Genomic DNA, 20252 nt, shown 5'->3' with positions numbered 1-20252 from the left:
ACTTTCTCACCCGCTTGAAGTTCCTTACGCCTCAAGGACGTTTGCCATGGATGTCATCTCCTTGGGCATCGGCGTGCTCGTCGCCGTTGTCCTCCTCATCGCGATCACCATGCTGTTGGTGGTCGGCCGGCTGTTCCGCAAGGTGGAGCAGGGGCGGGCGCTGATCATCTCCAAGACGAAGAAGGTGGATGTCACCTTCACCGGCGCCGTGGTGCTGCCGGTGCTGCACAAGGCCGAGTACATGGACATCTCGGTGAAGACCATCGAGATCCGCCGTACCGGCCGCGAGGGTCTGATCTGCCAGGACAACATCCGCGCCGACATCCACATCAGCTTCTTCGTAAGGGTCAACAAGACGGTCGAGGACGTCATCAAGGTCGCGCAGGCCATCGGCACCGAGACCGCGAGCGACGCGGCGGCGATCCAGGACTTCTTCGCGGCGAAGTTCTCCGAGGCACTCAAGACGGTCGGCAAGCAGCTGGACTTCGTCGATCTGTACACCAAGCGCGAGGAGTTCCGGGACCGGATCATCCAGGTCATCGGCACCGACCTCAACGGCTACCACCTCGACGACGCGGCCATCGACTTCCTCGAGCAGACGCCGATGACGCAGCTCGACAACCAGAACATCCTCGACGCCCAGGGCATCCGCAAGATCACCGAACTGACGACGATCGAGCACGTCCGCACGAACGAGTTCCAGCGCACCGAGCAGAAGGAGATCACCCGGCAGAACGTCGACGCCCGGGAGACCATCCTGGAGCTGGAGCGCCGGCAGGCCGAGGCCGAGATCAAGCAGCGGCGCGAGGTCGAGACCCTCCGCGCCCGCGAGGAGGCCGCGACCGCGAAGGTGCAGGAGGAGGAACGGCTCGGCTCGCAGGGCGCGTTCATCCGCACCGAGGAGCAGCTCGGCATCCAGCGCGAGAACCAGGCCCGCGAGATCGCCGTCGCGCAGAAGAACCGTGAGCGGGTCATCGCCATCGAGAACGAGCGCATCGAGAAGGACCGGCTGCTGGAGGTCATCGCCCGGGAACGGGAGACGGGCCTGACGCGCATCGCCGCCGACAAGGAGGTCGAGGCCGAGAAGCGGGACATCGCCGAGGTCGTCCGGGAGCGGGTGGCGGTGGACCGTACGGTCGCCGAGCAGGAGGAGTCCATCAAGAAGCTGCGGGCCGTGGAGGAAGCCGAGCGCGGACGGCAGACCGTGATCATCGCCGCCGAGGCACAGGCCCAGGAGAAGCTGGTCAAGGACATCAAGGCGGCCGAGGCGGCGGAGACCGCGGCCAAACACCGCGCCGCCGAGCAACTGACGCTTGCCGAGGCCCGGTTGAAGTCGGCCGACCTCGACGCGCGGGCCAAGCTGCGGCTCGCCGAGGGCATCCAGGCCGAGTCCGCCGCCGCGGGCCTCGCCGACGTGCAGGTCCGCGACAAGGCGGCCGAGGTCACCGAGAAGGCCGGCCGTGCCGAAGCCGTGGCCACCGAGGCGCGGCTGCGTGCCGAGGCGGAGGGCACCGAGGCCCGGCTGCGCGCCGAAGCCGAGGGCTCGCGGGCCAAAGCGCTCGCCGAGGCCACCGGTATCGGCGAGAAGCTCAAGGCCGAGGCGGAGGGTCTCGGCCAGAAGGCCGTCGCGATGGCGGCGCTGGACGACGCGTCTCGTGGCCACGAGGAGTACCGGCTGCGGATCCAGGCCGAGAAGGAGATCCGGCTGGCCGGACTCGAAGTCCAGCGGCAGGTCGCCGAAGCGCAGGCCACGGTGCTCGCCACCGGACTGGAGAACGCCGACATCAACATCGTCGGCGGCGACTCGGTCTTCTTCGACCGCCTCGTCTCCTCGATCGCACTCGGCAAGGGCGTCGACGGTTTCATGCGGCACTCCGAGACCGCGCAGGCGCTGGCGAAGCCGTGGCTGGACGGCACGTCGAGCTTCACCGACGACCTGAGCCGGATCCTCGGCTCGGCGTCCACGGCCGACGTGCAGAACCTGACGGTCTCCGCGCTGCTGACGAAGCTGATGAGGACGGGCGGCGCCGGCGCCGGGCAGGTGCAGCAACTGCTCGACAAGGCAGGCGAGCTGGGTCTCTCCGACATGCCACTCGCCGCCCTGAACGGCAGCGTCAGAGTCTGACCACCAAGCCAGGTCCGGAGCCGCCGAACAGGGGACGGCGGCTCCGGACCTCATGTCCCGCCTTCCTGAGAGGGATCCCATGACCACCGGCCTGGACACCGGTACGTACGACGTGCTGCGCGACCGGCTCGCCGCACAGGCAGGCGAACTCGCCCGGCGTGCCGAGGCGCTCAACATCCGCCGCACCGAGCAGTTCGGCTCGACCCGGCTGGAGCTCACCGGCACCGCACGCATCCTCACCGAGCACCACTGTGTGCCCCGCGACATCGTCTCCGTCGGTGACGTCCTGCTCTTCGGATACGACGTCTTGCTCGGCCTCAGGCCGGAGACGACGGTGGGCGACGTCTTCGCGCTGTACGACCGAGACCTGAACCGGCTGCCCGAGGACGCCGTTCCCGGCCTCCTCGACGACCCCGCCTTCGTACGGGAACTCGCCGCTCTGTACCGCTACTACCGTGCGGCTCACCTCCTCCAACTGCGGCACGTGGACGGTAAGGTGCTGGCCGTCTTCCAGACCGGTGAGAAGACCGACGACATCCGCGTCCTTCGGTGGGCCCTCTCGGCCGACGGCCGGCCGTCGTTCCTGGACGCACGCGGGGAGCGCGATCACGTCTTCCCGCCCTCGCACGACTTCGAGTGGCGCGAGACGACCCGGGAGGACCACGTCCTCGGCCGCCACCCGCACGTCTCCATCGAGGGCGAGGTCTTCGTCGAGACGGTCGGTGGCAACCTCACTGTCAAGATCGAGGACAACACCGAGACGGGAGAGGGGATCTACGCCGAGCCGGTCGACGAACCGCTCCAGTCCCTCGCCGACGCGGACATCGCGTACGCGCGCGTGGGCGTCCTGATGCTGCTCCGCATCCGCCCCTACAAGGAGGACGCGCACCGCTACCTGGTCTTCAACACACTCACCAGGTCCGTGGTCCGCCTCGACGGCATCGGGCAGGCGTGCCGCCGCCTCCCCGCCGACCAGGGAATCGTCTTCCCCGGCGGCTACTGCCTGGCCACGGGGGCGTACAAGACGTTCGACGGGACCGCCGCCCCTGTGGATACGGCAGCCCTGGAGTACGAGCGGGTGATCCGCTCGCCCAACGGCGAGGACGTCCTCTTCGCCTTCCACACGCGTGTGGAGGGCCGCAGCCTCCTGCTCCCGTACAACATGATCCGCAAGGAGTTCGCCGCTCCGCTGTCCGGCCACGGCTGGGCGCTCTTCGACGACGGCACGCTGACGGTGCTGCGGGCGGACTCCGATGAGCCGACACGCGTGCACCCGTTGCAGCTCTGGCGGTCCCCGTACGTCTCGGACACCTACGCCGACGCCCCGCGTTCCGCAGCGGGTGCGCTGGGACGTGTCGGCAACGCCGACCTCGTCCGGGGCATCTCCGAGTGCCTGTCCCTCACGCGTACCGTCTCGGAGACCGCTCCGACAGCCGAGGTGTACGAGGCGCTGCTCGCCGCCTGTGTCCGCGCGGCCGACACCTACCACTGGCTCGGCGACCCCGACCTGGGAGACCTGCGCACCCCACTGGACGCGGTCCGCGCCACGGCCGAGCAGGTACTGGCCGAATTCGAGACGGTCGAGGCCCTCACCCGCCAGGCCACCGACGCACTCGCGGAGGCCGCCGCGCACATCGCCACGGTGGTACGGCGCCTGCGCGGTGAGACGCCCCGTGACGCCGCCGCCTGGGTGAACGGCCTGGCCGAACTTCGCCGCGCCCAGGGTCACTTGCTCACGCTCAAGGAGCTGCGGTACGCCGACACCGTCCGTATCGACGAGCTCGCCGCCGACGCGGAGGCCGACCTCGCCTCGTTCGGGCAGCGTGCCGTCGCCTTCCTGGCCCGTGAGGATGCCTTCACCGGTCACCACCAGGCCGTCGAACAACTCGTCGCGGAAGCCGAGTCGCTCGCCACCGTCGCCGAGACGGCTCCGGTCACCGCCCGCATCGACGAACTGACCGACGGACTGCGGACCGTCACCGAGGTCGTCGCGGGGCTGGACATCGGCGACGCAACGGTGCGGACGTCCGTCCTGGAACGCGCCGCCGAGGTACTGGGCGGCGTCAACCGCGCCCGCGCCACGCTCGACGCGCGCCGCCGCGAACTCCTCGAGCACGAGGGACGCGCCGAGTTCGCCGCCGAGTTCGCTCTGCTCGGCCAGTCGGTCACGAGCGCGCTCACCGCCGCGGGGAGCCCGGAGTCCTGTGACGAGCAACTCGCGCGGCTGCTGGTGCAGGTGGAGAACCTGGAAGCCCGCTTCCCGGAGTTCGACGACTTCCTCGGCGAGCTGGCGGACAAGCGGACCGAGGTGTACGAAGCGTTCGCGGCCCGCAAGCAGACCCTCGCCGACGCCCGGGGCCGCCGGGCCGAACAGCTCGTCGCCTCGGCGTACCGGGTCCTGGAAACAGTCGCGCGCCGGGCCGCCGCGCTCGCCGACACCGACGCGGTCAGTACGTATTTCGCCTCCGACCCGATGGTCGCCAAGGTCCGGCGCACCGCGGACGAGCTGCGCGAACTCGGCGACCGGGTACGGGCGGAGGAACTGGACGGCCGGCTGAAGGCCGCCCGTCAGGAAGCGTTCCGCGCCCTGCGCGACCGCACCGACCTGTACACCGACGACGGCCGCATCATCCGTTTGGGCAGCCACCGGTTCGCCGTGAACACCGAGCCCCTGGACCTCACCCTGGTCCCGGCCGCCGACGGCCTCGCCTTCGCGCTCACCGGCACCGACTACCGCTCTCCGGTCACGGACCCGGACTTCGCCGCCACCCGCCCCTACTGGGACCGGGCCCTGCCCTCCGAATCGCCCCAGGTCTACCGCGCCGAGCACCTCGCGGCCCGGCTGCTGGACGAGCACGGCCCGGCGGCCCTCGCGGACGCCGACCTCCCCGACCTCGTACGACAGGCCGCGCAGACGGCGTACGACGAAGGCCACGAGCGCGGCGTCCACGACCACGACGCGACCGCGATCCTCACCGCGGTGCTGCGCCTGCACGAGAGGGCGGGCCTCCTCCGTCACGAGCCCGGCGCCCGCGCGGCCGCCCAGCTGTTCTGGGCCCACACGCTTCCGGCCGAGGAGCGCGCGACCCTGAAACGCCGCGCGCTGTCGCTCGCCCGCGCCCGCGACACGTTCGGCCTCACGCCCGCGATCGCCGACTTCCGGACGGAGCTGGCAGTTCACGTCGGCGAGGCGTCCGCCGTGTACCTCTTCGAGGAGTTGACGACCGGCCCCGACGGCTTCGTCGTCAGCGCGGCCACCCGCACCCTGCTCGACAAGTTCCGCCGCACGGTGGGCACGTCGGCGTACGACGAGGACCTCACCGCCCTGGGCGACCTCGCCGCGCGCCGCCAGCTCGTCGAGGCGTGGCTGTCCTCGTACAGCTCCGCCACCGGCACGGACATCACCCCCGGAGACCTCGCCGAGGCGGTGGCCGCCGAACTCTGCCCGGACCTGCCGCGTTACGAGTCCGACGCGCCGCTGACCGAGACGGTCAGGGGGCTGCTGGGCACGCATCCGCGCATCACCGACCGATCCCTGACCATCCGCATCGACGAACTCCTCTCCCGTACCCGGGAGTTCAGGGCGAAGGACACCCCGGCCTTCCGCGCCTACCAGCGGCAGCGCACCACCCTCGTGACGGCCGAACGCACCCGGCTACGGCTGGACGAGTACCGCCCCCGGGTGATGTCCTCGTTCGTCCGGGGCCGCCTCATCGACGAGGTCTACCTCCCCCTCATCGGCGACAACCTCGCCAAACAGCTCGGCACCACGGGCGATGCGAAGCGCACCGACACCGGCGGCCTGCTCCTGCTCATCTCCCCGCCCGGCTACGGCAAGACGACCCTCATGGAGTACGTCGCCGACCGCCTCGGCCTCGTCCTCGTCAAGGTCAACGGACCCTCGCTCGGTAGCGCCGTCACCTCACTCGACCCGGCCGAGGCTCCGAACGCCACCGCCCGCCAGGAGGTGGAGAAGATCAACTTCGCGTGGGAGGCGGGCAACAACACCCTTCTCTACCTGGACGACATTCAGCACACGTCGCCCGAGCTGCTCCAGCGGTTCATCCCGCTGTGCGACGCCACGCGCCGAGTCGAGGGCGTGTGGAACGGTGAGCCGCGCACCTACGACCTGCGCGGCAAGCGCTTCGCGGTCTGCATGGCGGGCAATCCCTACACCGAGTCCGGCAGCCGCTTCCACGTCCCCGACATGCTCGCCAACCGTGCCGACGTCTGGAACCTCGGAGACGTCCTGACCGGCAAGGAGGACGCCTTCGCCGTCAGCTTCGTCGAGAACGCCCTCACCGCGAACCCGGTCCTCGCGCCGCTCGCCGGGCGAGAGCGCACCGACCTGGACCTGCTGATCCGGCTGGCCGAGGGCGACCCGACCGCCCGGGCTGACCGCCTCACCCACCCGTACGCCGCCGCCGAGCTGGACCGGATCCTCGCCGTCCTGCGCCATCTGCTCACCGCCCGCGCGACCGTCCTCGCGGTCAACGCGGCCTACATCGCCTCCGCCGCCCGCACCGACGCCACCCGCACGGAGCCGCCCTTCCGGCTCCAGGGCTCCTACCGCACCTTGAACAAGATCGCCCAACGCATTCAGCCGGTCATGAACGACGCCGAACTCGGCGCCGTCATCGACGACCACTACACGGCCGAGGCAGGGACCCTCACGACCGACGCGGAGGCGAACCTGCTGAAGCTGGCCGAACTGCGCGGCACCCTCAGCCCCGGACAGGCGCTCCGCTGGACGGAGGTGAAGGCCGCGTATCTCCGTGCGCAGGCCCTCGGCGGCACGGACGAGACCCCCCTGCCCCGCGCGGTCGCCGCGCTCGGCCTGCTCGCCGACCGGATCTCCGCCGTCGAGTCCGCGATCAACCGGGCCGCCGACCCCCGCCACCCGATGGCCAACCCCACCGCCAGGCACGCCGCCGGGCCGCGGGATCGAGCGCAGGACACTGGCTGAAGGAATCCAAGAGGGCTGTGCTCGCCCACCGAGTGATGCGCCTATTCCTGCCGACGACGCAGAATGTTCATGATCGTCAGCGTCATGACGGCTTCCTCCCGCTGGTTGAGCACCTCGACCCACGTGTGTACCAGCCCCCGGTCAGACTTGGACCGGGAGGCACGGGCCTGCTTCACCGTGGCGCGGATCGACAGGGCGTCGCCCGGCCTGACCGGCTGGAGCCAGCGCAGCTCGTCGATACCGGGGGACGCCAGACTCGCCACCTTGCTGAGGTAGTGATCCGCGTAGAGCCGCATCATCACCGCCGTGGTGTGCCACCCGCTGGCGATCAGACCTTTGAACGGTCCGCGCTCGGCAGCCACGGGGTCGGTATGGAAGCTCTGCGTGTCGAAACGCCGACTGAATTCGAGGATCTCCTCCTCGGTGACGGTGATGCTGCCGTATGTGTGGACCGAGCCAGGGATGTAGTCCTCGAAGTAGCGGTCGTCGATCGGCTTGGCGAAGTCGCTGGCTGGAGTCACCGATGTCGTCATCACGGTTCGCAATCTCACCTGTCTTCGTCGCTGGCCGGGGCAGCTCCAGGTGATCGATGGTTCAGGCGCGCGCATGGGGCGATGGAACCCGACGTCGCCATGTGGAGACAGAGCTGGACTCCCTCGCGACCGCACTTTACGTGAGAACTCACGACCTGCTGAAGGACTCGCCTCATCGCACATCGTGGCGGCCGGCCGTGGGGATCACCTCGAAGCTCACCGATGCCGAACTGGCCACGCTCGCGCTGATGCAGGCCACGCTCGGCTTCACATCCGAGGCCACGTGGCTCCGCCACGCCCGCTTTCACCTGCGGCATCTCTTCCCGTGCCTGCCCAAGCGGCCCGGCTGCACCATGCGCCTGCGCAAGGCGCCGGGTTGCTCCGCCAGGCCCCACCCGGCTGGTGGCCACCGACACCTCCGTCTGGAGCGGCGACGTGTGGATCGTGCACTCCACGTCGGTGGGGTACGGCCGCTCACGCGTGACCGTCAAACCCTCCGACCTGGCCGGATGGGCAGCGTACGGGTACTGCGCCAGCCACGGCCGCTTCTTCTGGGGCCATCGGCTGCGCCTGGTGTGCACGCTCCATGGCGTGCCCCTCGCCGTCGCCCTGACGGGAGCCAAGGCCGACGAGCGCGAGACTCCGCTCGACGAGCGCGAGACTCCGCTGAACCCCCTCGCGGCCGAACCGGGCCTCGTCGCCTCGCGCGGACCGCCGCGATCCGGCACAACGACCACACCGGGCAACCCGTCCTTCGCTCACTGACCGCCTACGACCACCTACCCTTGGAACCGATCATCTGGTCCACGGCGGCGCGTCTCCCTCGGGCAGCGATAGGCCGGTCCTCGGGCACACTCCATATGGGCAGGCCGGTTGTATCGTTCGAAGTGCCGGCCTGGTGGCACGTCCTCGTGGCCGTGTCTGCCGGTGGGTCGAGAGCGAGACGGGAGCCGAGGGTGCGTGCGCGTGACTTGGCGGTGGAGTACGAGACGGTCGGTGTCGACAGCGACGCCCTGGACGCCGCACGATTGATGGCCGAACACCGGCTGCCCGCCCTTCTGGTACTGGACGAGCGGGGCGCGCCGAAGGCGATCCTGCCCGCTTCCCAGATGATCAAGATCCTGGTGCCGGGGTACGTCGTGGAGGACCCCACGCTCGCGGCGGTCGTCGACGAGCGCCACGCCGACCGGCTGTGCGAGGCGCTGGCGGGACGCAAGGTCCGCGACTGTCTGTCGAAGACCGCGCCGCCGCCCGCCATCGCCGCCCCGGACGACACCGCACTGGAGGTCGCGGCCCAGATGGCACAGGTCCGCAGCCCGTTGGTGGCCGTGGTCGACAAGGACAAGAGCGGTACGCGGCTGCTCGGAGTCATCACCGCCTCGCACCTGCTGGAGCGGCTGCTCGCCGCCGCGGCGTGCTGACGGCCACCGTCACGAGTGAACCGTCAGGTTGCCGGAATCCGGCAACCTGACGGCCCTCAAGGTGCTCGCCAAGAATCTGTTAGAGACGCGTCAAGGGCCTGTAAGGTTCCCAGCGGTGTGCCGGGAAGCCTGGTCGGCGAGCAGGGGATCACTCTCTCTTCCGATCGGGGCGTTCAGCATGGTGCTCGTGGTGGTGTTCGGGGCCGCGCTGCTGGTGGCGGTGCTGTTGTCGGGCCTGGCGGCACGCACCGTGCTCTCCACGTCCTTCCTGTTCCTGGTGGGCGGCGCGCTCGTCAGTGACGGTTTCCTCGGGTTGATCCACATCACCCCGGACAGTGAGATCGTGTCCGTCACCGCCGACCTCGCCCTGTTCGCGGTGCTGTTCACGGACGGCATGCACGTCTCGCTGCCCAAGCTGCGCGCCAACTGGAGGCACCCGGCGCGCGCCCTGGGCCTGGGCATGCCGCTCGCGTTCGTCTTCATGGCGCTCGTCACCCACTACCTGGTGGGCCTGGACTGGACGACGTCGTTCCTGGTGGGCGCGGTCCTCGCGCCGACCGACCCGGTGTTCGCCTCGGCGATCGTCGGACGTGCCGAGGTCCCGGCCAAACTGCGACAACTGCTGAACGTGGAGAGCGGCATCAACGACGGACTCGCCCTCCCGGTCGTCCTCGTTCTGATCGCCGCGGCCGGCCCGACCGCGGGCAGCGCGGACGCCTCCGGCTCCACCATCTTCCTGGAACTCGTGCTGGGCCTGGCCTTCGGCGTCCTGCTGCCGCTCTTCGTCAACGGACTGGTCCGCTTCCGGTTGCTGGGCGCGGAGCCCAAGCTGCAGCCGCTGCTGCCGCTGGCGACGGGCATCATCCTGTACGCGACCTGCCATCTCACGCACGCCAACCCCTACCTGGCGGCGTTCTCCGCAGGCGCGGTCCTCGCACACACCTCACCGGAGGCGAAGGCGTCCTTCGAGCCGCTCGGCGAGGCACTGGCGGAGCTCGCGAAGTTCGCTGCGCTGCTGGTCTTCGGCGCGCTGCTGACTCCGCGGCTGTTCGGGGACCTGTCGTGGAGCGGCTACGCGGCGGTGATCCTGGCGATCTTCCTGATCCGTCCGGCCTCGTTGCTGCTCTCGCTGCTCGGCACCCGGATCTCGCGCCAGGAGAAGCTGGTGGCGGCCTGGTTCGGCCCCAAGGGCTTCGCCTCCGTGGTGTACGGGCTGCTCGTTCTCCAGTCCGGCATCCCGCAGGCAGAGGAGGCGTTCACGCTGATCGCGGTGTGCGTCGCCTTCTCGATCATCGCGCACAGCTCCACCGACGTGCCGATCGCCCGCGCCTTCGACATCGAGGACCTGGCGGGTATCCCGGACGGACCCGCTGGGGACGACACCGGGAGCAAAGCTCTGCAACCGCTCGGAGGAACCGGAGAAACGTGAACGACTGGCACAGCTGGGCGGCGATCGTCGTGTTCGTCGGCGCGTACGCCCTGATCATCAGCGAGAAGATCCACCGCGTCGCCGTGGCCCTGGGCGGCGCGGGCCTGATGCTGGCGATCGGGGCGACCGACGACGTCTCGGCGTTCTACTCCGAGGACTCCGGCATCGACTGGAACGTCATCTTCCTGCTGATGGGCATGATGATGATCGTCGGCGTGCTGAAGAAGACCGGCATGTTCGAGTACCTGGCCATCTGGTCCGTGAAGAAGGCGAAGGCCAAGCCCTTCCGGGTGATGGCCATGCTCGTCGTCATCACCGCGGTCGCCTCCGCCCTCCTCGACAACGTCACCACGGTCCTGCTGATCGCCCCGGTGACCCTGCTGGTGTGCGAGCGTCTCGCGCTGCCCGCCGCGCCGTTCCTGATCGCCGAGGTGTTCGCCTCGAACATCGGCGGCACCGCGACCCTGGTCGGCGACCCACCGAACATCATCATCGCCAGCCGGGCCGGCCTGACCTTCAACGACTTCCTGGTCCACCTCGCCCCGCTGTCCGCGGTGCTGGTCGTCGTCCTTGTCGTGCTGTGCCGGGTGATGTTCCGCAAGGCGTTCGTGTACGACGAGGACCGCGCCGCCGAGATCATGGCCCTGGAGGAACGCGAGGCCATCAAGGACCCGCGCCTGCTGATCCAGGGCCTGATCGTGCTCGCCCTGGTGGTCGCCGGTTTCGTCCTGCACCCGGTGCTGCACTACGAGCCGAGCATCGTCGCCCTGCTCGGCGCCGGACTGCTCGTCGCCGTCTCCACCGTCGACACGAGCGAGGTCCTGGCCGAGGTCGAGTGGCCCACCCTCGCCTTCTTCGCCGGCCTGTTCATCATGATCGGGGGCCTGATCGACACCGGTGTGATCGACGAGGTCTCCAAGGCGCTGGCCGACGCCATCGGCACCAACGAACTCGGCGGCTCCCTGACCCTGTTGGGCGCCTCGGCGGTGCTGTCAGGCGTCGTCGACAACATCCCGTACGTCGCCACCATGGCGCCCATCACCAGCGATCTCGTGCACAACATGGGTGGCGGCAGCGACCACGTCATGTGGTGGGCCCTCGCCCTCGGCGCCGACCTGGGCGGCAACGCCACCGCGATCGGCGCCTCCGCGAACGTCGTCGTCCTCGGTATCGCCGAACGCAACCGCCAGCCCATCACCTTCTGGCAGTTCACCAAGTACGGCCTGATCGTCACCGCCGTCACCGTGACGATCTCCCTCGGCTACGTGTGGCTGCGCTACTTCGCCTTCGGCTGACTCGCGGCCGATCGTGCGGCGTACGGTCGCGTGTCTGCCGGAGCCAGGGACGTCCTGGAGCTGGGCGCCGGGCACGGCCGCGACGCGCTGTACCTCGCAGGCGAGGGCTTCGCCGTCCACGCGACCGACTTCAGTGCCACCGGCCTTGCTCAGCTCACCGCCTCCGCCCGGAAGGCCGGGTTGTCCCGGAACGTGCGCACCACGGTGCGCGACGTGCGCGATCCGCTGCTCCTGGCCGACGCGTGCATGGACGCGGTCTTCGCGCACATGCTCCTGTGTATGGCCCTGTCCACCAAGGAGATTCACGCCCTGGTCGGCGAGGTCCGGCGAGTCTCGCGCCCGGGCGGTGGGTTCGTCTGCACGGTCCGCCACACCGCAGACGCCCACTACGGCACGGGCACCGCCCATGGCGACGGCATCCACGAACACGGCGGGTTCGCCGTGCACTTCCTCGCCGACCCGGTCCCGATGGGACGGCCCCGGGACCTGTGCGGGTCCCGGGGCCGTCCCATCGACGCGCTCGGGTGCGCAACCGAGCACGCGCATCTGTTCGTCGATCGGCGGTCGCTCACATGGCCGCGGTCGTGCCCGAGCTGCGGTTGCGGCGGCGGTGCAGTGCGAACGCGGTGGTCACCGCTCCGGCGGTGAGGAGGCCGGCTCCGATGGCGATCGGCAGGGCCGGGGCGGCGGTGCTGCTGTCGGCGACGTTCTGCGCCTTGAGGTCCTGGACGTAGGGCGGGTAGGCGGCGGAGGAGGCGGACGTGGCCGTCTGGCTGTAGTGCGGGATCCGCTTCACCGACTTGACCGAGCCGTCCGAGTTCAGCAGCACCTGCTTGTTGTTGGGGTGCCGGAAGTCGAACATGCCGGTCAGGCTGCCCGCGCGCTGGTCGAAGGAGGCGTCACCGATCCGGCCGGTCGACCAGTTGTCCTCGATGAACTTGGTGATCGACGCCTGCTCGGTCGCGGTGTGGTTGACCTTGTTGACCTTGCTGTAGGGCGAGATGACCATCAGCGGCTGCCGGGTGCCGGGGCCGCAGCGGTCCGCGTAGCCGCCCGTGGCGGCCGGGCCGGACTGGCAGGCGGGGCTGTCGAGGGCCTTGCCGTTGGAGCCGACGGTGGAGTCCTTGGAGCCGTTGAGCGCCTTCGAGGTGACGTGGTCGTACCAGCCGTCGGAGTCGTCGTAGGCGACCACGACCGCGGTGGACTTCCACTCCGGGGACTTCTGCAGCGCGTTGATCTCCTTGACCAGGAAGTGCTGCTCGTCGATCGGGTCGGAGTAGGCGGCGTGGCCGTCCTGGTACTCGCCCGCCTTGAGGAAGCTGACCGCGGGGAGGTTGCCGGCCTTGAGGGTCGCGTCGAAGTCGGTCAGGTCGTAGTTGTGGTTGGCCCGGCCGGCGTGTCCGATCTCGGCGACGCTCTTGGGAGCCAGGTGGTGCGGGTTGGCCGTCGACTTGTAGTAGGCGAACGGGTTGTGGTGGGGGCTGTAGTCCTCCACGGCCGCGCCGCCGACGTTGGTGTGGGTGGTACCGGCGCACTTCGCGTAGTCGCCGCTCTTGCCGTCCCAGGCAGTGGACGGCCGGAAGCCGCCCTGGAACCAACCCCAGGACACGCCCTTGGTGCTGAGCAGGTCACCGATGTTCTTGCCCTGCATGACCGCGAGCGCGTTGGTGGCGGTGTGGTCCTTGTCCGCGCAGTCGTCGTAGGCCGGGTCGGGGTCGTTGATGACCGTTCCGACGCCCTTGGCGTTCGGGGAGACGACGGTGTACGAGTCCGGGGTCGTTGTCTGCTTCGGGTTCTCGGTGCCGGAGGCCGGGTCGACGGAGATCACGCCGTGGGTCTGGCCCGAGATCAGGTTGAGGGCGCCGGGCGTGGAGGGGCCGTAGACCGAGCTGAACGAGTTGTCGCTCATCGCGTACTGCTGGGCGTAGTTCCACAGGCCGGTGACGGTGTTGCCGTCGTAGTAGTCCATCACCAGGCCGGGTTCACCGAAGAGCCCGGTGCACTTGTTGACCTCGGTGTTCTCGACGTACTTGTCGGCCTTGCCACCGTCGGCCGCGTACTGCTCGGGACCGTAGGAGTGGTTCTGGTCGCAGGTCATGGCCTGCGAACTGGCCAGCCGCTTGGGAGCGTAGAGGTTCGGGTTCTTCGTCAACAGCCCGGCGTTGGCGAGGTTGTCCGCCTTGGGCGTGTGCTTGGCCGCCTTGAAGGTGGTGCCGTCGGTGTTGGCGGCCTTGGGGTACGTGGCGAAGTAGTGGTCGAACGAGATGTTCTCGTCGTAGATCACCACCACGTGCTTGATCGGTGTGGAGGTGTGCGTGCCGGAGTGGCCGTGACCGCCGTGCCCGGAGTTCGCCGCCGCGGGGACGGCTCCGCCTGCCGTGGCCAGGGCGGCGGCGCCGAGGAGGGCGCCGACGCGCGTCAACCGGTGCCGCGCGCCGTGGATTCTTCCTGTGCCGATCATGCTGTCTCGCCTTCCGAGAGCACCGAGTTCCGCTGCCACGTCATCCGTGGCCAAGACGTCTACGGCCGGATCCTGGGCAATGGTGACGGCGGGGCGGGGGAGCGGCAATGACAGGCGAGCGAACGTACGGTCAGGAAATGCTCATGGCCTTTTAGCCCTTTCTTGACCCGCGTCGGCCGGCGGGATCAGGCCAGCAGGGTGCGTCCCAGCCAGTCGGAGGTGTCCCGCACGCCGGGCAGGGCGAAGAAGTAGCCGCCGCCGAACGGGGTGATGTAGTCGACCAGCGGCTCGCCGGCCAGCCGCTTCTGCACGGTCTCGAACTGCCGGGCCAGATCCTGCTGGTAGCTGCAGAACAGCAGGCCCATGTCGAGGTTGCCGTTGCTGTCCATGCCCCGGTCGTAGTTGTAGCCGCGGCGCAGGATGAGCTGGTCCGTGGTGGCGGACGTGCGCGGGTTGGCCAGCCGGATGTGGCTGTCCAGCGGGATGATGTCGCCCTTGGGATCCTGTGCGTACTGGGGGACGTCCTTCTCGTGCCGCCCGTCCAGGGGCGCGCCGGTGTCGCGGGCGCGGCCGAACATCCGCTCCTGCTCGGTGATCGAGACACGGTCCCAGAACTCCACCAGCATCCGGATGAGGCGTACGGCCTGATAGCTGCCGCCGGTCGCCCAGGCGGGCTCGCCGCTGTCCGCCCCCACCCACACCAGACGGTCCATCACGCGGGCGTCCCGCACGTCGGGGTTGGCGGTGCCGTCCTTGAAGCCCAGGTGGTTGCGTGGGGTACCGGAAGGGCGGGGCGGGCTGACGAAGCCGTCCATCCGCCAGCGCACCTGCAGGCCGCCCCTGGTGCGCCGGGCGACGTCGCGCAGGGCGTGCAGCACGGTGTCCGGGTTGCCTGCGCAGAACTGCACGCTCAGATCGCCGTGGCACCAGTCGGCGTTCAGGTCGTCGTCGGGGAACGACGGCATGGCGGTGAGCCGGCGCGGCCTGCGGTCCGCGAGGCCGTAACGCTCGTCGAAGAGCGAGGCGCCCACGCCGACCGTGACCGTCAGCGCGTCAGCCGGGAGAGTGGGGCCCAGAGTGCCGGAGTCTGCGGGCGGGGCCGTGATGCCCAACTCGTCGGGGCTGCCGCCGGCGGTCAGGAAACGGGCCCGGTCGGTCAACGAGCGCAGCAGGTCGGCGAGTTCGGCGCGATTCTCGGCGATGGTGTCGAACGACACGAACGCCGTGGCACCCTGTGCCGGGGTGATGATGCCGGCCTGGTGGCGGCCGTGGAAGGCCACGCTCGCGCCCGCGCTGGACGGCGCGGCGGACGCGGCACCGTGGTCGGCGGCCACGAGCCCGGCACCGGCGACGGCCGCGGCGCTCGTCAGGAAACCCCGGCGCCCGACCTCGTTCACGCGCTTCACGCGGTCCTCCGTACGTCCGTGAGGGCGGCCACGTCGGCCAGTCGCTCGACCAGTCCGCCGATGTCCGCGTCGACCTTCTCCCGCTGCGTACGGGTGAGTTGGGCCAGCGGCGTCCAGCGGTCGCCGTGGTCGAAGGCGTCGAGCGTGTGCTGAGCACGGTTCATCGAGGAGTCGAGGCCGGCCAGCCCAAAGGCACGGCTCTTGAGCAGCGGGCGCAGGCGGGTGAGCAGTTCCCGGGTGCCGTCGAGGTTGGCGCGGGCGGTGGCCAGGTTGGTGCCGCTGCCGTAGTCGGTGCGGCCGGTCAGCTCGAACTGCACGGTGTTCTCCACGATTTCGTGCGCGCGCAACCCGACGTCGGCCGGGTCGATCCGCTGGTCGGGCCAGCTGTCGCGCAGCGCGTGTACGGCTTTGGCGAGCCGGTCGACGGGGCCGCGCAGGCTGCTCGCCGACTCGCCGTGCCACAGGCCGTGCTCGACGCGGTGGAACCCGGCGAAGCCCGGGTCGTGGACCCCGCCGGACAGCCCCGCGGTGGTGCCGTTGATCGCCGCGTCGGCATCGCCGAAGGTGCCGTAGGCGGCGCCCATCCGCTCGTACACCAGATGCGCGGGCAACCAGTCTGCGCGGGCCGCCGTAAGGTCCTCACGGTCGACGGCGTCGCGCAACGCGTCGGTCTTCTTCGCGAGTTCGACGGTGCGGGCCTGGATCCACTTCTGGTAGGCGAGGGTGGGCGGGATGAGGTCCTGCTGCGTCACCGGGACGGCGGCCGGGCCGCTCTTCACCGTTCCGCCTCCGGTGATCCGCACGGTCGGGCCGGTCACGGCGTCGGCGTCGTCGGGCAGGCACTTGAAGGCGTACGAGCCGTTGCCGAGGGTCACCCGCATCGGGCGGACGGTGCCCGGAGCGAGCCCCTCGACCTCGCCGTAGACCGCGCCCGTCTTCGCGTCGGTCAGATACACCTCGGCTGCCGTACTCGAGGTGTTGCGCATATCGAAGACCTGCCGGCCGGGTGCCGGACGGGTCCAGCCGTGTCCGCATCCGGCGGGCGTCACCTCGACGGCGGTGTGCCGCAGACCGCCGGCCGTGCGTGTCTGATGCCCGCTCCCGCCGGAACTCCCGGCCGCCAGCAGGCCGGCACCGACGGCTGCCGCCGCCACCAGGGCGCCGACCCCGATCAGTACCGTACGCCGCCGGACGGCACGGCTGGGCGGCGTAGGTATGGGGTCGGGTTCGGTGCCGGCGTCGGATGGGGATTCGGGCACGCCGGTCCTCCAGAGAAAGTCGTACGCACGAGGCGGCGCCGATGATCCTAGGCACGTCACAGGGGCGAAACCGCCTCCCCGGCCACGTTCTGACCAGACCAATAGCCAGAATTCGTCCGCAGTTCACTGGGCCGTCCGGCCCAGCCACGGCCTGTTCGGCCGGCCGGCGGCGGTGCGGGGCGCACGCGGCGCCCGTACTTGTCCCTGCCGGGCCCGCGCCGATGGCCGTGTTCCCGCGTCCGCCGGTGGGGTGGGGGTGCCGCACGTGTCGGCGGACTCGTGTGTCGAAGCCGAGGGCCTGGCTGCCGAGCACCTGGGCGACGACGTACGCGACATTGGCTCGCACGAACCGTGTCTCGTCCTCGCCCAGCAGCCGGTCGCCGTCATGGCTCCTGGTGTCGTCGGCGCGGTGTCCTCCGCCAGGACGGCTGTCTCTCCCCAGGTGCGTGGGTCACTTGTCCGGGCGGGGCCCGGCGCTGGCGTAGTAGAGGGCCCGTGCCCGCTCGACGCGTTCTCGCGTGGTGCCGTGCTCGGTTCCGACGACGTTGAGCGGCGGGCGCAGTCGGGAGATGAGCGCCGTCTCCAGCGGGGCGGGATCGGGGCGCTCGCTCCAGGTGACGGCGAGATGCCGGTGCATCCACTCGGTGAGGCGCTGCTCGTGTGCAGGGGCGAGGACGACGCGGTCGGTCCACACGGTGCGGTAGCCCTCGTCTGCCATGAGGAGTCCGGCCAGTGTGCGGCGCAGGGTGGAGCGGCCGGAGTCCCTGAGATGGTTGCCGGCGATGCGGGACCGAAGCCGGGTGGCCTTGCCCAGGTACAGAAGCCGCTTCGCGGGATCGCCCGAACTGGCAGGCCCGTCGAAGGAAGCCGGCACCTCGGGCGGCGCCCACCAGGCGTACAGGCCCACCGTGGTGGGCAGGGCGGCGGCCGCGGCGCCCATTGTGTGTGGCGTGGAGAGCAGGTCGGCTTCGGCCTGCCTGAGGATGGCGTCGTCGGGCATGGGTGCACCCTGGGCTGCAGGGAGCCGAGCCGGCGGGGCTTCAGACGTCACCGATGTTCAGCCGGAATGCTCGCTGAGGATGCGGCGAGCCTGGCGTTCCACGAGGACGGGGACGTACGTCCGGATCGGCAGGGCCTCGAAGGACGCGTAGGCCGTGGCGATTGCGGCTTCGATCTCCTCGGGTGCGTGGCCGTCGCGGTGTGAGGTCTTGAGGTGTTCGGTGACGCGCCGGATGGCGACATCCTCGTCCGGTTCGATCAGCATGACTCCCCCTCGCGGTATCGGGGCTCTCGGGCTGCGGACAGGGCCCGCGGCGGCACCGGTTGGACACTCCTCTGCCGCCCGGTTGGCGGCGTCGACGGTGGTGCCGCGGGCCCCGAAACGGGACGGTAGCAGAATAGTTCTGTGTCCGATGTAATGCGTCGGTCATGGTCACGCAAATGACGCCCCGCCGCTCCAGGAACCGGCGGCCCGCCGTCCTCACCCGGGAACGGGCCTGCCCGCAGGGCATACGGTCGCGCCCCGACACCTGGTGGCTGGCGGTGGGGGACGGTGTGCTTCCGGGCGTCCGTGGGGCAGCTGGACGCGAGCATCGTGACCTTGACCTACGGCGGCCTGCGCGCCGAGTTCCCTGCCTCGTCGGCGGCTGGTGGATGCCCATGGCCGCAAGCTGCTGAAGCTGTACGGGTTCGCCGTGTTCACGCTGGCTTCCGCCGCGTGCGGGGTGGCCCCTCGCTGCCCGCGCTCGTCGTCTTCCGGGTCGTACAGGCGGCCGGGGCGGCGCTGATGCAGGCCAACAGCGTGGCGCTGGTGACCACGAGCGCCCCGCGGGAGCGGATCCGGGCGGCGCTCGAGGTGCAGGCCGCCGCGCAGGCGCTGGGGCCGACGGTGGGCGGGGCGGTGGTGTCCATCCTGGGCCGGCGCTGAGTGTTTTGTCTGCTCGGCTCTGCCGTCTTCACCGCGGCGGCGTCCGCGCTGCTGGTGGTGCCGCTGACCGCGTTCTGGCTGGTGCCCGTGCTGGTACTGACCGGGGTGGGGCCGGGTACGTTCACGCCGGCCAACAACACGCTGATCATGGGGGCGGTCCCCGCGCGCAGCTCCGGCACCGGCGGCGGACTGGTCAACATGGCTCGATGTTCAGGTGCAGATCGTGTTCGGTGTGCAGGATCCACCGGGCGCGGTGCAGGGCGGCGCCGCGGTGGGCGGGCACGGCGTTGCGAGTGAGGGTACAGGCCCAGTAGCCCAGCGCCGTGAAGGCCAGTTCCCCCTACAGTCGGGGCCGCTGAAGCCGACGCAGGCGGGCGGGCAGCAGTGGACCGATGCGCGGGGTCCGAGACGGCCGCCCGGCCGCGGCGCGTGATCCTGCGCCTGGGACGACCGTCACGACCGCTTCCCGCCGGACGCCTCGGCCGGCACGTCCACTGCCTCCGCGTCGTCCGCGGACCGGTACGGCGCGTCATCGTCCGGGCGCGGGCGCCGGGTGGCGATCAGGTACGCCAGCGCGCCGGTGAACAGCAGCAGGGAGACGTAGTCGTTCAGCCGCAGGCCCAGGAAGCTGTTGGCGTGGTCGATACGCAGCGCCTCGATCCAGGCCCGCCCGGTGGTGTAGGCGAGGACGTAGCAGGCGAACAGCCGGCCGCGGCGCAGGCGTGCGTGGTGGTGGCGGTCGAGCCACAGGAGCAGTGCCATCACACCGAGGTCCCACAGCGACTCGTACAGGAATGTCGGGTGGTAGAGGGCGACGGTGGGGCTGTCGGCGGGGCGGTTGGCCGGGTCGATGTACAGCGCCCAGGGCAGGTGGGTGGGGCGGCCGAACAGTTCCTGGTTGAAGTAGTTGCCCCAACGGCCGATCGCCTGGGCCAGCACCAGGCCGGGGGCGGCGGTGTCGGCGAAGTCGGCCAGGCGGATGCCGCGGCGGCGGCAGCCCAGCCAGGCGCCCACGGCCCCGAGGGCGACGGCGCCGGGGATACCCAGGCCGCCGTCCCAGATATACAGGGCGTGCAGGGGCTGCTTGCCGGCCGCGAAGTACAGCTCGGGGTCGGTGATCACGTGGTAGAGGCGGCCGCCGAGGATGCCGAACGGCACCGCCCAGATCGCGATGTCCGCGATGTCCTCCCGCCGCCCGCCCCGGGCCTCCCAGCGCCGGCCGGTGAACCACACGGCGGTGAAGATGCCGGCCAGGATGCACAGCGCGTACGCGCGGATCGGCACCGGTCCCAGATGCCAGACGCCCTGGGAAGGGCTCGGCAGGTACGCCAGGTTCATGAGCTCGACCGTTCTGCACGCGCAAAGCCCCGGCCCACTGACCGGGGACGACCCGCACGACAATACATCGGCAACCGAAGTAATTGGCGTGC

At 70.3% G+C, this 20252-nt stretch carries 15 protein-coding genes; 8 read left to right on the top strand and 7 right to left on the bottom strand.

Translation table 11 applies throughout. From position 1 onward, the window contains the following. Positions 1–46 precede the first annotated feature (46 nt). Together ACIRA5_RS26305 and ACIRA5_RS26300 are read left to right on the top strand one after the other, a co-directional pair. The gene (locus ACIRA5_RS26305) at positions 47–2125 is read left to right on the top strand and encodes a flotillin family protein (protein WP_403694246.1); all 2079 of its coding nucleotides are present in this window, start codon (positions 47–49) and stop codon (positions 2123–2125) included. Between the two features lie 79 nt (positions 2126–2204). Continuing rightward, the gene (locus ACIRA5_RS26300; protein WP_403694244.1) at positions 2205–7091 is read left to right on the top strand and encodes a DNA repair ATPase; all 4887 of its coding nucleotides are present in this window, start codon (positions 2205–2207) and stop codon (positions 7089–7091) included. 41 nt (positions 7092–7132) lie between these two features. On the opposite strand, the gene ACIRA5_RS26295 is transcribed toward ACIRA5_RS26300, so the two are convergent. After that, positions 7133–7699, bottom strand: coding sequence for a MaoC family dehydratase (locus ACIRA5_RS26295; protein ID WP_403694241.1), 567 nt, complete (start codon positions 7697–7699; stop codon positions 7133–7135). Between the two features lie 327 nt (positions 7700–8026). Here ACIRA5_RS26295 and ACIRA5_RS26290 point away from each other — a divergent pair, with 327 nt between their 5' ends. The 5 genes from ACIRA5_RS26290 to ACIRA5_RS26270 all read left to right on the top strand — a co-directional run bounded on the left by ACIRA5_RS26290 (position 8027) and on the right by ACIRA5_RS26270 (position 12417). Further along, entirely contained in the window at positions 8027–8389 is a 363-nt protein-coding gene (locus tag ACIRA5_RS26290) for a hypothetical protein (RefSeq protein ID WP_403694238.1), read from the top strand. Between the two features lie 191 nt (positions 8390–8580). Further along, a complete protein-coding gene (locus ACIRA5_RS26285) occupies positions 8581–9045 on the top strand; it encodes a CBS domain-containing protein (RefSeq protein WP_393025728.1) in 465 nt (154 codons plus the stop codon). A gap of 178 nt (positions 9046–9223) precedes the next feature. Then, complete coding sequence (locus ACIRA5_RS26280; RefSeq protein ID WP_403694235.1) at positions 9224–10474, top strand: cation:proton antiporter; 1251 nt, start codon at positions 9224–9226, stop codon at positions 10472–10474. Beyond that, positions 10471–11769, top strand: a complete 1299-nt coding sequence (locus ACIRA5_RS26275) for an SLC13 family permease (protein ID WP_403694232.1) — start codon at positions 10471–10473, stop codon at positions 11767–11769. Before ACIRA5_RS26280 ends, ACIRA5_RS26275 begins: the two co-directional genes overlap by 4 nt. A 30-nt stretch (positions 11770–11799) precedes the next feature. After that, positions 11800–12417, top strand: coding sequence for a class I SAM-dependent methyltransferase (locus ACIRA5_RS26270; RefSeq protein WP_403694229.1), 618 nt, complete (start codon positions 11800–11802; stop codon positions 12415–12417). Here the strand turns inward: ACIRA5_RS26270 and ACIRA5_RS26265 are convergent. From ACIRA5_RS26265 to ACIRA5_RS26245, 5 genes are all read right to left on the bottom strand, one after another. Further along, positions 12338–14230: a phospholipase C gene (locus ACIRA5_RS26265; protein ID WP_403694226.1), complete on the bottom strand. Its 1893-nt coding sequence runs from the start codon at positions 14228–14230 to the stop codon at positions 12338–12340. The genes ACIRA5_RS26270 and ACIRA5_RS26265 overlap by 80 nt on opposite strands. Positions 14231–14415: 185 nt before the next feature. After that, entirely contained in the window at positions 14416–15636 is a 1221-nt protein-coding gene (gene efeB, locus ACIRA5_RS26260) for an iron uptake transporter deferrochelatase/peroxidase subunit (protein ID WP_403694223.1), read from the bottom strand. Further along, a complete protein-coding gene (locus ACIRA5_RS26255) occupies positions 15633–16895 on the bottom strand; it encodes an EfeM/EfeO family lipoprotein (protein ID WP_403694220.1) in 1263 nt (420 codons plus the stop codon). Before ACIRA5_RS26255 ends, efeB begins: the two co-directional genes overlap by 4 nt. A 451-nt stretch (positions 16896–17346) precedes the next feature. After that, a complete protein-coding gene (locus tag ACIRA5_RS26250; RefSeq protein WP_403694217.1) occupies positions 17347–17895 on the bottom strand; it encodes a GIY-YIG nuclease family protein in 549 nt (182 codons plus the stop codon). Positions 17896–17952: 57 nt separating this feature from the next. Further along, entirely contained in the window at positions 17953–18159 is a 207-nt protein-coding gene (locus tag ACIRA5_RS26245; RefSeq protein ID WP_403694214.1) for a three-helix bundle dimerization domain-containing protein, read from the bottom strand. Between the two features lie 453 nt (positions 18160–18612). On the opposite strand from ACIRA5_RS26245, the gene ACIRA5_RS26240 reads away from it, so the two are divergent. Then, positions 18613–18822, top strand: a complete 210-nt coding sequence (locus ACIRA5_RS26240) for a hypothetical protein (protein ID WP_403694212.1) — start codon at positions 18613–18615, stop codon at positions 18820–18822. 453 nt (positions 18823–19275) lie between these two features. Here the strand turns inward: ACIRA5_RS26240 and lgt are convergent, their stop codons facing one another. Beyond that, positions 19276–20160 (bottom strand): prolipoprotein diacylglyceryl transferase, encoded by an 885-nt coding sequence (gene lgt / locus ACIRA5_RS26235; protein WP_403694210.1) that lies wholly within the window; start codon positions 20158–20160, stop codon positions 19276–19278. Between the last annotated feature and the right edge of the window lie 92 nt (positions 20161–20252).

Origin of the sequence: Streptomyces sp. NPDC096311 (assembly GCF_044763085.1) — a bacterium.
GTDB lineage: Bacteria > Actinomycetota > Actinomycetes > Streptomycetales > Streptomycetaceae > Streptomyces.
This window is presented reverse-complemented; position numbering and strand designations above follow the sequence as displayed.

Coding starts and splice junctions, on each gene's coding strand:
- ACIRA5_RS26305 (WP_403694246.1), top strand. CDS start 47: ATGGATGTCATCTCCTTGGGCATCGGCGTGCTCGTCGCCGTTGTCCTC.
- ACIRA5_RS26300 (WP_403694244.1), top strand. CDS start 2,205: ATGACCACCGGCCTGGACACCGGTACGTACGACGTGCTGCGCGACCGG.
- ACIRA5_RS26295 (WP_403694241.1), bottom strand. CDS start 7,699: ATGCGCGCGCCTGAACCATCGATCACCTGGAGCTGCCCCGGCCAGCGA.
- ACIRA5_RS26280 (WP_403694235.1), top strand. CDS start 9,224: ATGGTGCTCGTGGTGGTGTTCGGGGCCGCGCTGCTGGTGGCGGTGCTG.
- ACIRA5_RS26265 (WP_403694226.1), bottom strand. CDS start 14,230: ATGATCGGCACAGGAAGAATCCACGGCGCGCGGCACCGGTTGACGCGC.
- ACIRA5_RS26250 (WP_403694217.1), bottom strand. CDS start 17,895: ATGCCCGACGACGCCATCCTCAGGCAGGCCGAAGCCGACCTGCTCTCC.
- ACIRA5_RS26245 (WP_403694214.1), bottom strand. CDS start 18,159: ATGCTGATCGAACCGGACGAGGATGTCGCCATCCGGCGCGTCACCGAA.
- lgt (WP_403694210.1), bottom strand. CDS start 20,160: ATGAACCTGGCGTACCTGCCGAGCCCTTCCCAGGGCGTCTGGCATCTG.